Origin of the sequence: Massilia violaceinigra (assembly GCF_002752675.1) — a bacterium.
In the GTDB taxonomy this organism is placed as follows: Bacteria; Pseudomonadota; Gammaproteobacteria; order Burkholderiales; family Burkholderiaceae_D; genus Telluria_A; species Telluria_A violaceinigra.
In genome coordinates, this window is record NZ_CP024608.1 from 2,274,766 (window position 1) to 2,288,193 (window position 13,428).

Genomic DNA, 13,428 nt, shown 5'->3' on the forward strand with positions numbered 1-13,428 from the left:
TAGCCGCAATTCCGATGGCCTGGAAAATCGGAGCCGCGCTGGCCGTGGCAGCCGCTGTCGCGGCCGGCGCCGCCGGGTACCGCTCGCACGTTTGGCATGCCGGCTACGACGCCGCTGTCAGCGATTGGGCCGCGCGCGACCTGGGCGCCGTCGTCGCGCGCGTGCAGGACAACGCCGTCCTGTCGACTCAGCAGCACACCATCAATGTCGGAATCACGAAAGCCAAGAATGAAGAACTTGCTCCTGTTGCTGCTGTTATTGCTACTCGTCGGGTGCGCGTCGGTCACGCCATCTGTAGCGGACCTGCCGCCCCCGCCAAAGCCGAAAGCGCCAGCGGCGGCGACCGTGCCAATCCACCCGGCCGGCTGGTTTCACAAAGCGTTGAGCGAGATTTTAGAGCGTTGACGCTGGCCGTGGAGCAGGACTTGGCCACAGGGCGTGCGTGCCAGGCGTTTATCGAGGCAAACGGGTTGGTGCCGTGAGCGACGCCGCCGGGCCCGCTGATCTTGCAAATGCACCGGGTCGACGGTCCGGACCGCTCGCCTATGCAGACGGTGAGCGCTGACCTGCTGGCGCATTTCGTGTGCTGTGAGACGGAGTTTGCGCAGTGACCGACGAAAAGTCAGAAGCGTGGGCGAGTCAACTCACCGGTGACTTGTAGGCACACTCGACACTTCAAGAGTATGGCAAATGCTGCTATAGCGGCAGCGGTGACACTTGATGGTAGCGTGGTCGCCGAATTACAACGTTAACAAATATATATTGCTGAATGTATAAAAGTATTGCGTTGCCATGAGATAATTTTGCAACTTTCAAGATTCAAAGGTGTGAGATGGCTTCTTCGTTTGTACAATTTATCTGTTTATCGCGGCTCTCGCCCCAACGGATATTCTTATTGTTGATCACCGCAATTCTTCTGTGCATCACAATCAACGCGCGGGCCGGCGTGCCTGATTCATTTGGACCCTACGAATATAGGTTAACGTACAATCGTTACTTTTGGGATGAAGATGGCGCAAAGAAGGATGACATTGATAGGTTTTGGGCGAGCAACGGAACAGCCTTTTATTGTAAATATTTTTTTGTTCAAAACGCATCAGCAGCGTACGGGCCTGACCGAACGTTCTTAACGTTTTCTACTATTGCAGATAAGCCTATGCCGTCTCAACTATATTATATCAAGGAGGGTGCGTGCGTCCCATATGGCGACGGAACCAGCAACGTTGTTATGCAACGCATACGAGCGGCGTGTAGCTCAGCCGATGGGTATCGCTATTCCGCTAAAGAGCGTACATGCGTCAAGATAGAACCCAAAACGCGGGACGACTCCGACGGAAGGAATGTAGGTGGAAGTTGTTCACGCTTGAGCGCACCGCCCGTCGGACAACCGATTGAGCCGGCCACCGGGAACATGTGGCACATCATCACGGATTACCAAGCGCCGAAGAGCGCGAGTAACCTGTCGCTGAGCCGTACCTACAACAGTACGCTCGCCTATCCAGATCCCTCGGTGATCCGCGGATTTGGTGTGCGTTGGACTCATTCGTATAACAAATCGCTCCGCCCAGAAAAACAATACGCTAACTCTAAAACTTGCTGGCTCTTCCCTGAAGATGACTCCATAGAGTGCTCGTCCGGTTTCCGTAGCCAGGAACCAATTCCAGGCAGGGTGTCCATCAGTCACCCCGACGGTAAACAAACCATGTTCACCCGTTCCACAAACGGCACATACACCAGTTCCGCCGATGTGTGCGACAAGCTTTCTCCGGTGATGACGGCGGACAACTCGGCTGTAAAGGAATGGACTCATTCCAGCGCGCAGCAGGACCGCTCGGAACGTTTTGACGCTACGGGATTGCTGTTGTCGGTGACCGAACGCAGCGGACTCAACCAGGTTTTTACGTACAGCGATGGCGTCACCAACGATACCAGCGTCAGCCGTCTTCCGGCAACTGCCCCGAAGTGCGGAAACGTGCATCCGAACGGCGTGCTCGAGGCAGGTCGTTTGCTCTGCGTGACCAACAATTGGGGACGTCAAATTCAGTTTAAGTACGACGTAAAAGGCCGCATTACCGCAATGATCGATCCAGCGGGTGAGTCCACCCTTTACGAGTACGACGGTGCGTCCGGCGGCTGCATTCCTGGTAACGAAGCTACTTACGCGTGCAAAGCAAACAATCTGACCAAGGTGACTTATCCTGATGGAAAAAGCCAGACTTACTGGTACAACGAAGCCAGCAAAATCAACAATGGCGCCGCATGCAGCGGCGCCTTGACTAAAACCATCGGGAAAGGCTTTGGCCCGAGGGCTTTTAGCAATCTGATGACCGGCCTAGTCGATGAAAATGAAGATCGGTACATCAGCTGGACATATGACTGCTCCGGCAGGGCAACGTCGTCGCAGCTCGGTGAAGATGTCGAGAAAGTAACCGTCGCCTATACCGACGGACCTACCTCGGCGGCAACGGTGACCCATTATGTGGGGCCGAAGGAAAATCCGGTGGCGTCGGTGAGCAACTTCGGCAAACAATATGTGCAGGGCGTCGCCAAAAGCACCACCGTTGACGCTCCCTGCGTGGAGTGCGGCACGATCGCCGAACGCAAGTATGACGCCATCGGCAATGTCACCATGACCAAGGATTTCAACAATAATTACAGCTGTTTCCAATATGAGGCCGGACGCAATCTTGAAACGGCGCGGGTGGAAGGCGCAGCGACAGCCGATTGCCCCTCGCTGCTGGCTACGCAAACACTTGCTTCGCCGGCACGTAAAACCACGACCAAATGGCACATGACTTTTCGCCTGCCGGAGACTATCGCCGAACCCAAGCGTATTACGAAATACCAGTACGACGCCTTGACCGGCAATCTGCTCTCCACAAGCGAGCAGGCCACCACCGATCTGACGGGGGCGCAGGGATTGAATGCGCCTTTGACCGGCAGCGCCCGGAAATGGTCATTTGCGCACAACAAGGTGGGGCAATTGCTAACCGTGACCGGACCGCGTACCGACATCGTCGATGTCACCAAGTACGACTATGATGAGTCCACGGGCGACCTGATCAAGGTAACGAACGGCGTCGGCAAAGAGACGACCTACGGGGGGTATGACGCCCACGGCCGAGTTCATACGATTCGCGCGCTTGACGGCATCAAGACAGAGCTGGAATACACCGAGCGCGGATGGGTCAAGTCGAAAATCGTATCAAGTGGCATAAGCACAAAGAAGCCGCCACAGACGACCACCTACGCCTACACGCCTTCAGGTCAGATCGAGATGGTCACGTTCCCCGACAACAGCGTGAGGAAGTACACCTACGATGCAGCACACCGGCTGACCTCCGTCGTCAGCGGTCGTGACGAAAGCACCGAAAGCATCATTTATACACTCGACCTCACCGGCAACCGGATCAAGGAAGAAGTGCGCGACCACAAAGGCAACCTCGTGCGCCAGATTACCCGTACCTTTGACAAAACCGGCCGTCTGACGAGCCAAACCGGAGCTGCACGATGAGCCGCCGTATTCTCAGCCGTTTAATGTCCGGGGCACTGATTGTTGTCATGACGTATACCCCGCTGCTAGGTGCCTATACCGGCACCGTTGCATCGGCGCAGTCGGTGCCTGAAGGTGCCACCAGTTACAAGTACGACCTCGTTGGAAACCTCAAGGAGGTGACCGATCCGCTAGGACGGGTGACGAACTTCACCTACGATCCGCTCGACCGTGTAAAGCAGGTGGAGCAGCCGCTGACCAACGGTGCACGTCCGACCCTCAAGTATGGTTACGACGGAATCGACCAGGTGGCGACGGTAACCGATCCGCGTAAACTGGAGACACGATACGACGTCGACGGCCTGGGTAACCGTAGCGAGCTGAGAAGTCCCGACACCGGGTTGACGAAGTCGACTTACGATGCCGCCGGCAACTTGAAGACGAGCATGGACGGTCGTGGTAAAACGACCACCTATTTTTACGACGCGCTTAACCGTCTGACCCGGATCGACTATACGGGCTCCGCCAGCACGACGTTTGAATACGACGGCGACACCACCCTGACGCCGACCGCGGCCGGAAAAATAACGCGGATGACGGATGAGTCGGGTAATACGAGGTATACCTATAATGAATTTGGGCGCTTGGCGACCAAAACCCAGAACACGATCGGAGGGGGATACAACACCACCCACACTCTTGCCTATGATTACGATGGGGCCGGTCGTCTGACGAGCGTAACGTACCCCAGCGGGAACCGCGTTAACTATGGCTACAATCAAGCGGGCCAAGTCACCAGCATCACGCTGAACCCGGTGCAAGCCGGCGGTACCGGCACGAGCACCGGCAGTATTGTCTTGCTGAACAATATTACCTATGCAGCGTTTGGCGGAACAACCGGTTGGACGTGGAGCAACAGCACACAAGCAAACCAATACGCGCATGTGCGCACCTATGACCTCGATGGCAGGATCAGCAGCTATACCTTGGGAAGCCCGTCGGCGAACGGTGTTGTACGCACGGTCCATTACGATGCCGCCAGCCGCATCAAGGGGTATATCCATACCGGCACAGGAACGACGCCCAGCCCTGCCAGCCTGAATCAGACCTTCGGCTATGACGAGTTGAATCGCCTGACCAGCTACAGCGGCAACGGTACCAGCCAGACGTATGCGTATGACGTCAGCGGTAACCGCATCAAGGCTGGGTTCGGAGCGAACAGCTACACGAACACCATCGACCCGCTCAGCAATAAGCTGAGCGCGACCACTGGTCCAGTGCCGGCAAAGAAAAATGTCTATAACGACGCGGGTAATCTGACCACCGATGGTACGCTCGTAGTCACTTACAGTGGACGGGGTCGGCCGTACAGTATCCAGAATGGTGCTGTCACGACCTACCAGCTGTTCAACGGTATGGATCAGCGAGTATTCCAGAGTTATGGCGGCGGCGTGTTCGTTTATGATGAACGGGGCCAGTTGGTTGGTGAATACAACTATGCCAACGGTAAGGCGACACGCGAAACTGTGTACTTGGGCAACCTGCCGGTGGCAGTTTTGACGCAGACAGTGACGGGTACGGCACCCGCCCAAAGCACGGCGATTAACGTATTCCATATTCACCCGGATCATTTGGGAACGCCGCGGATGGTCACACGTTCGCTCGACAACAAGATCGTCTGGCGCTGGGACAATGGTGACCCGTTCGGGCTGACGCCGCCGACCGAATATTTCAGCGGATCAGGCACCTTTACATTCAATTTACGGATGCCAGGCCAGTATTACGACCGAAGCACCAACCTGTTTTACAATCACTTCAGAGATTACGATCCGCAGACCGGGCGGTATCTGCAGAGTGATCCGATTGGGCTCGACGGGGGAGTGAATACATATGGATATGTACTGGGCAATCCGGTATCGAATACTGATCCAAGTGGTCTTCAAGTGCCCATGCCGATGCCACCGATACCCATGCCTGGAGTACCAAACCCATCAATGGAGGCTAGCCGCGTAATCGCGAAAGCGATTTTCGGTAAAGATCCAGAAGAAGCTCCGGTAACCTATCAAACATATACCCGTTTGAACAAAAAAACGGGTCAATGTTATTCCGGTAGAACCTCAGGACGGGGCACTCCAGAGCAGAACCTAAAAGATAGAAAAAACGGACAGCCGATACTTAATGCCGAGGGATTTGATGATCCTATCTTAGATAAAAGTAGTGAAAGTCCCTATGGGATTCGTGGGCGTGAGCAACAATTAATTGATATAAATGGAGGAGCTAAATCAGATGAGGGTCAATCCAGAAATGCCATACGTGGAGTAAGTAAAATTAATCCGTTTGGAGATTATTATGATGCCAGTGCAATCAATGAATTTGGTGAAATTAAACGTGACCGAGAGTGTACGTGTAAATAGGAGAAACTATGAGCAAAATCAAGATATCGGCGGAAAGTTATGCGGAATTTAAGGAATGTGTAGCTGTGTTATTCCCGTTAGTTATGCCGCAAATTAACCTTCCTATCGAAAAGCACCCGTTAAGCGTTCTGTCAGCCATGGAAGTTTCCTCTCCAGCGAATGCGCGCGCTGGGCTAGCCATGGCTTTGAATGATTTAATACAAGGTTCGTTTTTAATTTCATCTGATCAAATCAAAGAAATTGACACTTTACTCGCTAGCAAAGGACTTTTTACTTTAACTAAATTGAGATATCTATATTCCGACAAAATTCAAAAAATTGTCCGGCGAGGTATTATCTCAAATGACGTAGAATATTATCTTCTGAAGAATATTGTTGATTCTGGCGTCTGTGAAAATTCGCCTCGGGAGACACTTGAAAAAATGCTCGATAACTACGAGTTTAAAGGATGATTTCCAAGCCTTGCATCAATGTTCTTTATGAGGGCTCGAATAAGCTAAGCAGGCATTCACTTCAAAACAGCAGATAAGTGAGTGTCGAGCTTAGCCCATGCGTCGCACTTCTCGTCGGCATAGTCGTGGTGCAGGTAGTGCCGGCGCACTTTGCTGCCAGGCAGGACCAGTTCAAGCCGAGCTTCGCACTCCTTTTTTGCCTTAAAACCCGCTCCACAAAACAATTTAGGTCCGCATGGATAGGGGCTTTCTGGCATGCTATCGCGCAGAGTTTGTGGAGCGAAAAAAGGGCTCAAACCCGCATGGTTGTCACGTTTCTTGGGTAGCTTCCCAAGCTTACGACGAGGGTTCGATTCCCTTCACCCGCTCCAGTAACATCCCTGTCGTGCGCATGCTCCCGATACTCAGTTTCCCCAGGCCCCCGCTTCTTACCTCTTGCATTAAAGCTGTGCATGGAAGGCGTGAGCGCATGCATTTCGACGTACGTGGTGTGCGCCGAGGGGGGGCAAGGTGGTGCACTCCGCTCAAGGCGACCGCGTATCGCTCAAGATTCTGGAGCATTTCAAAGGGCCGCAATTGCAAAGCATCCAGGCGCTATCTCAAGCACCAGAACGAGTCACATCTTGCTGCAGGCGGGTTGACAATCATCCATCTGTGCATAAACCTCGTCCTTGCCGGATCGTTGTCAACCGTCGTTCGGATACACCAGCAACAGCCTAGAACGGGAGCACTTCGGTCTCCGCCGGCACGGCATTCACATCGAGATCGACAAAGGTCACATGTTCGAGCTGCACGAGCGCGAGCAGCTCACTGGTCTGGAACGTGGCAAATGCGCGAAAGCCATTGTTCTCGATCGACACCAGCATGATCGGCAAGGCCGGAAAATACGGCTGCAGGCGCACCAGCAGCGCCGCTCCGCGCTCCGGCAGCGTATCGGCCGAATCGACCAGCACGATTGCCAGCAGGGAGCCGCCTACGTTGATGCAGGCCGATTTCATCGCTCGCCCGGGTCGCGGCGGACCTCAGAACCTTCTGGGACAGCATTCAGGTCGAGTATTCTTTGCACGGGTTTGAGCTGCACTTCGTACGGGCGGAAACAGGGGATCCTCAGGATATGCGCATCCGCGATCATGTCGTCGTCGTTCGTATAAATCGCGCTGACGCGATATTGACGCGCGATCGCCAATATCTGCCGATCGATTTTGACTTGTTGCCATGCAAGCGTGGATCGGCCCTTCTTCGTGCCTGTGGCGCCAACGATTTCCTGGTGATGCGGTGCCGCTTCATAGGCGCTGATATCATCGAAGGGAAGAATCTGGACATAGGCGCGCGAGCGAAACGCGGTGGAAAAAACGCTGGCCGAGGCGTCGCTGCCGCACAAATATTCTGCCCACGCCGAGGCCGGGATGCCAATCACTGTTTTGCTAACGCTTAGTTCAGAAACGAGACCCTGAATCCGCTCCTTCGTTTCCGACGTTTCCAGCCGGGATAGTTCAACAAGGACGTTGGCATCGAACAGTATCAATCGAGTCCTCGCAGTTTCCGCCATTCGGCTTGGGGGTTACTCATTTGAGCCCAGCCGTTGTCCGGAGACGCAAGGACAGATAGCAGGCCTTCAGGGGAGCTCTGATCCAATATTTCCCAACTATCGATGTCAAGAATGTCCAGGATCCACTTCCCATCTTGTCCACGTGTCCATCGACCGCTGCCATGCACCCGGATGGGTGCTTCCAGATAATGGCGCGACAGTCTTTTCGCGTTAGCGACGCCACGGATCTGGCAACGCACGACCTGTCCTTCCAGATCTTTCAGTGTCACAGGAATCGACGAGTCACGGACACCAATTTTAATCACCGTGCCATCGATTGTGGTAAGTTTGGTAATCGACACCGTTTCAACAATTTTTCGATTTCTTCCCGGAAAAGCAAGAACGACACCGCCGTGCACGTGAACCGCGCCGACCGCGTTGTCTTCACGCAGCAAGCAGTCGAGCTGGTTATATGCCTTATGAATAGGGGCGGCTGCCGTGCCCGCACCGACGGATGCCAGTTGCGTCATCACCGTCGTCATCGCCGGCTCATCAACCCACACTTGCAGCAGGGCGCTACCGTTGTCGACCATGTCGAAATGAAAGTATTCGTCACTCCCATACAGCGTCGACAGCGCTGACAAATACTCGGCCAGCCGGCTCATCGGAAGCGTGTCCGGAGTGCGGCTGTCGATGCTGAACGTAATCTTTTCTTTGGATTCCATGGGATTCCTCGCCTTCTCCGAGTATAGCGGCACTCGTCTCGACACGCTTGCGATAATCAGATGCGTCAGATGCGTCAGATGCGTCAGATCCGGTCGCTCTCCTTGCGCACCACGCGCCCAACGATGATGCAGTCGCTGCCCCGGCACACCTTGCGGTGGTACTTGCGCTTGTCGGAATTGTCGGACTCCAGCCACCATTCGCCCGCATCGCGCGAGAGCCGCTTGACCACCGCTTCACCCTCATAATTAACGGCGAACACCGCACCATCGACGGGCCGGTTGTTAGCCGTATTGATCACGATGATATCGCCCTCGTACAAGGTCGGCTCCATGCTCTGGCCCTTGACGCGCGTGGCCACCAGACGTTCCGGAATATAGTTGTTGCGCCCAACCCAGCCGGCGTCGAGCGGCAAGGTAGCGCCGGTATCGTGCCCGGGATCGGACTGAAAACCGCTGATGCCGGCCGACAGGCGCAGCGTCACCATCTTGATCTGCACGAAGCGCGGGTCGCCGTCTTCGGCCACGATAACCGGCTGCATCTCCCCGGGCAGGCCATCGGCCCCGGCGCTACGGCGCGCCATCGGCCCCGTGCCTTCATGCAGCCATTCGAACGCCACCTTGCAGGCCGACGCCAGCGCCGCCAGGGTAGCCGCTTCCGGCCCACGCGTGCCGCTGCGGTTGATGATGCGGTTGATGGTCGGCTGCGGCACGCCGGAGGCGCGCGACAGGGCACTCTGCGACTGGAAACCGGCTTCTTCCATCGCGTGTGTCAGGCGGTCTGAAATAGTCATGAGCGAATTATACGCGTACGAATAGATTTTTTCAAAACCGTAGCGTGCTCTTGTTGAAAATCTATCCGAGCGCGTATAGACTGTGCTCATGGAAAAAGACATCTCCACCCTGTTACGGGAAATCAAGGACGCAACCGGGTGGACGGAGATGCGCATGGCGACGGCACTGGGGACCACCCAGCCAACCGTCAGCCGCATCCTGAATGGCCAGGCGGACTGCAAAATCGCCACCTTCCACGCCATCCGCGCCCTGCACGCGCTGAAATGCCCTCTCGCCCGCGCAAGCGGACCGTTGACCTGACCTGAGGCACACATGAGCAAGACCAATACTGCCGGCGGCCTGTCCGCCGCACCGGGACAGTCACGTCCGCACCCTGTCCAACGCGCCGTTCCGGCACCGGCGTGCGCCAGCCGCGCCGGGCCGGCGCGCTCCGCTCCGCGTGGCGTGTTGTCGGGCCGTGCCGATGTCCGCGCCCGCGTCAGGTTGCGCGCCGCGCGCCGCCTGATCGACGATTTTTTGGAACGCCGGAGCCCTGGTGGCGCTGACGCTCTTCGATGCCCACCAGCGCTTCAAGGAGGTTCTATGCGCACCTTTCTACACCTGAAACCCCGGCTTTGCTGGACCTGGCTGCTCTCCTCATGGGACACCAGTGCAATCGCCGCCACCAACTTCGCCAGCGACCTGTCGAGCATCCCGCTCGATGGCGTGGCCGTCGCCGTCACGCTGTCGCTGGTCGGCGGGGCCGCCGGCACGCTGCAAAAGATCGCCAGTCCCGATGTGGTGATCAAGTCGCTGCCGCTGGAAATCGCCAAGGATATCCTGATCTCCCTGGTGGCCGGCCTGGTGACGTACTCGCTGTGCGCGTGGCAGGAGATTCCGCTCCTGCTGCAGCCGGGCTGCATCACCATCGCCGCCTACGGCGGCTCGCGCGTGCTGGAACGCTACCTGTCGGCCGGCATCTCGCGCATGGAGCGCCTCGACGGCAAGCAGGACTAGCCGTCCCGGCGCCTCCTGCTCCCCCGCTGCCGGCGCCTGCCGCCGGCAGCGGCGGCGCCGTACGATATAATGTCGTCCTGCCTTTTTTTCCTCATCCATCCCCATGTCCGCAGATACCCCGAACCGCCCGATGTTGTACGACCCGACCGAACACCGGATTCGCAGTTTCGTCACGCGCGCCGGCCGCCTGTCGATCGCCCAGGCGCGCGCGCTGGAAGAGCTGGGACCGAAGTTCCTGGTCGAATACGCCAAGGCGCCGCTCGACTTTGAACAAGCCTTCGGCCGCCGTGCGCCGGTGATCCTCGAAATCGGCTTCGGCATGGGCGACACCACCTCGCACATCGCCAAGGGCATGCCGGAAAAGGACTTTATCGGCGTCGAAGTGCACACGCCCGGCGTGGGCAGCCTGCTCAAGCAGATCGGCGAACAGGATCTGACCAACTTGCGCCTGATCCAGCACGATGCGGTCGAAGTGCTCAACCAGATGATTCCTCCCGCCTCGCTGGCCGGCGTGCACGTGTTCTTTCCCGACCCGTGGCACAAGGCGCGCCACAACAAGCGCCGCCTGCTGCAGCCGCCGTTCGTCAAGCTGCTGGCCGGGCGCCTCGCGCCGGGCGGCTACCTGCACTGCGCTACCGACTGGGAGGATTACGCGGTCCAGATGCTCGAGGTGCTGGGCGCCGAGCCGCTGCTGCAAAACACGGCCGAGGGCTACGCGCCGCAGCCGGCCTACCGTCCCCTGACCAAGTTTGAAAACCGCGGCATCAAGCTCGGTCACGGCGTCTGGGACCTGGTGTTCACCAAAAAATAAGCCGACGTTGGGCTGACCTTGGGCGACGCAGCCATGCAGGCCGCATCGCCACGGATTTTTCTCCAAAGTGGTAGCGTTTCCAATTAGAATACGATTTCTTGGTACGCTTCTTCACGAGGAGTTAATACGATGGCTTCAACGGCACCCCGCCTGGACGTGGTCGACGCATTGCGTGGCTTTGCCATCGTCTCGATCATGCTGCTCCATAACATCGAGCACTTCGACCTGTACTACGTCGTGCCCGATCTCCCGGCCTGGCTGGTCGTCCTCGACAAGATTATCTGGGACTGCGCCTTCTTTCTTTTCGGCGGCAAGTCGTACGCCATCTTCGCGCTGCTGTTCGGCCTGACCTTCCATTTGCAGTCGCAGCGCCGCGCCGGGCGCGACGAGGATTTCCGCGTCCGTTATGGCTGGCGCCTCCTGATTCTGTTCGGCTTCGGCTTGCTCAACTCGATGTTCTACCACGGCGACATCCTGACCATCTATGCCGTCATCGGCCTGTGCCTGCTGCCGGTGGCGCGCATGCGCGATGGCGTGGTGCTGGCGCTGGCCGCCGCCCTGATGCTGCAGCCGTACGCATGGCTGGTGCTGGCCGACGCCATGCGCCATCCGGACGCGAAGATCGGCGACCCGGTCTCGTGGCAGTATTTCGCTCGCATGAATGCCTACCTGACGGGCGACTCGCTCGTGCGCGTCTGGCCCGGCAACCTCACCAACGGCAAGCTGGCGGTGATTCACTGGAGCTGGGAAAACGGGCGCATATTCCAGATCATGTCGCTGTTCATGCTCGGCATGCTGGCCGGGCGCCGCGGGTTGTTCGAGGCCGTGCCGGCAAGCCTGCGCTTCTGGCGCCGCACCCTCGCCGGCGCCGCGCTGCTGTTCATCCCCCTGTTCGCGATCAAGACCATGCTGCCCGACCTGGTCGCCAGCGCCGCCGTGCGCCGCCCGCTGGGCACCATCATCGCCTCATGGTCGAACGTGGCGTTCATGCTGGTGCTGGTGGCGTGCTTCGTGCTGCTGTACCAGGGCGGCGCCCTCACGCGCGCACTGCGCGTGCTGGCACCCTTGGGACGAATGAGCCTGACCAGCTACTTCACGCAGTCGATCATCGGCTCCTTCATCTATTACGGTTTCGGCCTTGGCCTGTACAAGGTCACCGGCGCCACCGTGTGCCTGCTGATCGGCGTGTTGCTGGCGGCGCTGCAGTGCGCGTTTTGCGCGTGGTGGCTCAGGCGCCACGCCCAGGGGCCGCTGGAGCGGTTGTGGCACCGGGCGACCTGGATAAGCGCGCGCCAGCCGGCATGAACGCCAGCACGTTCCCGCCCAGGACCAGCAGCAGGCCGCCGATAGCGAGGGCGCTCCACTGGTACCCTTCGAGCACCGTCGACACGCTCAGCGCCACCACCGGGAACAGCACCGTCGAATAGGCCGCGCGGTCAGGGCCGATGCGCCCGACCAGCAGCAGGTAGGCGGTAAACCCGACCACCGAGCCGGGAATGGCCAGGTACAGCAGCGAGGCGGCGTAGCGCATGGTCGGTTCGACCGCGAAGGGCATGTTCAGCAGCCACGCGCCGCAACCGAGAATGGTGGCGCCGATCAGCATGGCCCAGGTATTGGTCAGCCACGGCGTCAGGCCGAGCGTCTGCATGCGCGAGGACAGCAGGTTCCCGGTCGAGAAGCACACGGTGCCCAGCAGCGCCAGGCCGAGACCGAGCAGCATGCCGCTGTCGTTCCAGTGTCCGCGCATCTGCGGCAGGAACAGCAGGGCGATGCCGCAAAGACCGAGCAGCGCGCCGCCCACCACCTGGCGCCGGATCGGGCGTCCCATGAACAGGCGGCCATTGATCGCATTCCAGATCGGCGCTGTCGAAAACACCACCGCCACCAGCCCGCTCGGCACCCATTGGCTGGCGTAATAAAAGCACAGGAAATTACAGCAGAACAGGGCCAGTCCCTGGGCCAGCAGATAGCGCCAGGCGCTGCGCGGCGGCCAAATGGGCTTGCGCGTGGCGATCAAGAACAGCATCAGCACCGCGCTGGCGATCCAGAAGCGGTAGGCGATCGATACCGGCGCCGGCACCACGCCAAGTTGAAAGGTAATGGCGATCCAGGTGGTACCCCAGATCGCGACGGTGAGAAAGTAGAGGAAGATATTCATGCCCCCATCTTGAACCGGCATGCCTGGTGCGACTTGTCTGATCTTGCGCACTTTGGGCC

13 protein-coding genes are annotated in these 13,428 nt (G+C 58.0%); 8 read left to right on the plus strand and 5 right to left on the minus strand.

The window, feature by feature from the left end; genetic code table 11:
• Positions 1-14: 14 nt before the first annotated feature.
• The 4 genes from CR152_RS10325 to CR152_RS32800 all read left to right on the plus strand — a co-directional run bounded on the left by CR152_RS10325 (position 15) and on the right by CR152_RS32800 (position 6,359).
• Positions 15-482 carry a hypothetical protein gene (locus CR152_RS10325; RefSeq protein ID WP_157778424.1) on the plus strand — a complete coding sequence of 156 codons (468 nt, stop codon included), beginning with the start codon at positions 15-17 and terminating at the stop codon, positions 480-482.
• A gap of 746 nt (positions 483-1,228) precedes the next feature.
• Positions 1,229-3,514, plus strand: coding sequence for a DUF6531 domain-containing protein (locus CR152_RS10330; RefSeq protein WP_267876258.1), 2,286 nt, complete (start codon positions 1,229-1,231; stop codon positions 3,512-3,514).
• Entirely contained in the window at positions 3,511-5,907 is a 2,397-nt protein-coding gene (locus CR152_RS10335; protein ID WP_099874843.1) for an RHS repeat-associated core domain-containing protein, read from the plus strand. The genes CR152_RS10330 and CR152_RS10335 overlap by 4 nt, the downstream gene beginning before the upstream one ends.
• Positions 5,908-5,915: 8 nt before the next feature.
• Positions 5,916-6,359, plus strand: coding sequence for a hypothetical protein (locus tag CR152_RS32800; protein ID WP_157778426.1), 444 nt, complete (start codon positions 5,916-5,918; stop codon positions 6,357-6,359).
• Positions 6,360-7,075: 716 nt separating this feature from the next.
• Here the strand turns inward: CR152_RS32800 and CR152_RS10345 are convergent.
• The 4 genes from CR152_RS10345 to CR152_RS10360 form a co-directional block, all read right to left on the minus strand.
• The gene (locus CR152_RS10345) at positions 7,076-7,357 is read right to left on the minus strand and encodes a hypothetical protein (RefSeq protein WP_099874844.1); all 282 of its coding nucleotides are present in this window, start codon (positions 7,355-7,357) and stop codon (positions 7,076-7,078) included.
• Positions 7,354-7,884, minus strand: a complete 531-nt coding sequence (locus tag CR152_RS10350; RefSeq protein WP_099882163.1) for a type II toxin-antitoxin system VapC family toxin — start codon at positions 7,882-7,884, stop codon at positions 7,354-7,356. The genes CR152_RS10345 and CR152_RS10350 overlap by 4 nt, the downstream gene beginning before the upstream one ends.
• Positions 7,881-8,612: a hypothetical protein gene (locus CR152_RS10355; protein ID WP_099874845.1), complete on the minus strand. Its 732-nt coding sequence runs from the start codon at positions 8,610-8,612 to the stop codon at positions 7,881-7,883. The genes CR152_RS10350 and CR152_RS10355 overlap by 4 nt, the downstream gene beginning before the upstream one ends.
• An 83-nt stretch (positions 8,613-8,695) precedes the next feature.
• A complete protein-coding gene (locus tag CR152_RS10360) occupies positions 8,696-9,403 on the minus strand; it encodes a LexA family transcriptional regulator (protein ID WP_167399883.1) in 708 nt (235 codons plus the stop codon).
• An 88-nt stretch (positions 9,404-9,491) separates the two neighbouring features.
• Between CR152_RS10360 and CR152_RS33615 the strand changes: the two genes are divergently transcribed.
• From CR152_RS33615 to CR152_RS10375, 4 genes are all read left to right on the plus strand, one after another.
• Positions 9,492-9,704: a helix-turn-helix domain-containing protein gene (locus tag CR152_RS33615; protein ID WP_167399884.1), complete on the plus strand. Its 213-nt coding sequence runs from the start codon at positions 9,492-9,494 to the stop codon at positions 9,702-9,704.
• 282 nt (positions 9,705-9,986) lie between these two features.
• On the plus strand, positions 9,987-10,400 hold the full coding sequence (locus CR152_RS10365; RefSeq protein WP_099874847.1) for a phage holin family protein: 414 nt from the start codon (positions 9,987-9,989) through the stop codon (positions 10,398-10,400).
• A 130-nt stretch (positions 10,401-10,530) separates the two neighbouring features.
• Entirely contained in the window at positions 10,531-11,211 is a 681-nt protein-coding gene (gene trmB, locus CR152_RS10370) for a tRNA (guanosine(46)-N7)-methyltransferase TrmB (RefSeq protein WP_099874848.1), read from the plus strand.
• Between the two features lie 129 nt (positions 11,212-11,340).
• Positions 11,341-12,516, plus strand: a complete 1,176-nt coding sequence (locus tag CR152_RS10375) for a DUF418 domain-containing protein (protein WP_099874849.1) — start codon at positions 11,341-11,343, stop codon at positions 12,514-12,516.
• Here CR152_RS10375 and CR152_RS10380 read toward each other — a convergent pair.
• Positions 12,440-13,369: a DMT family transporter gene (locus CR152_RS10380; protein ID WP_099874850.1), complete on the minus strand. Its 930-nt coding sequence runs from the start codon at positions 13,367-13,369 to the stop codon at positions 12,440-12,442. The two genes, CR152_RS10375 and CR152_RS10380, sit on opposite strands and share 77 nt — an antisense overlap.
• Positions 13,370-13,428: the final 59 nt, after the last annotated feature.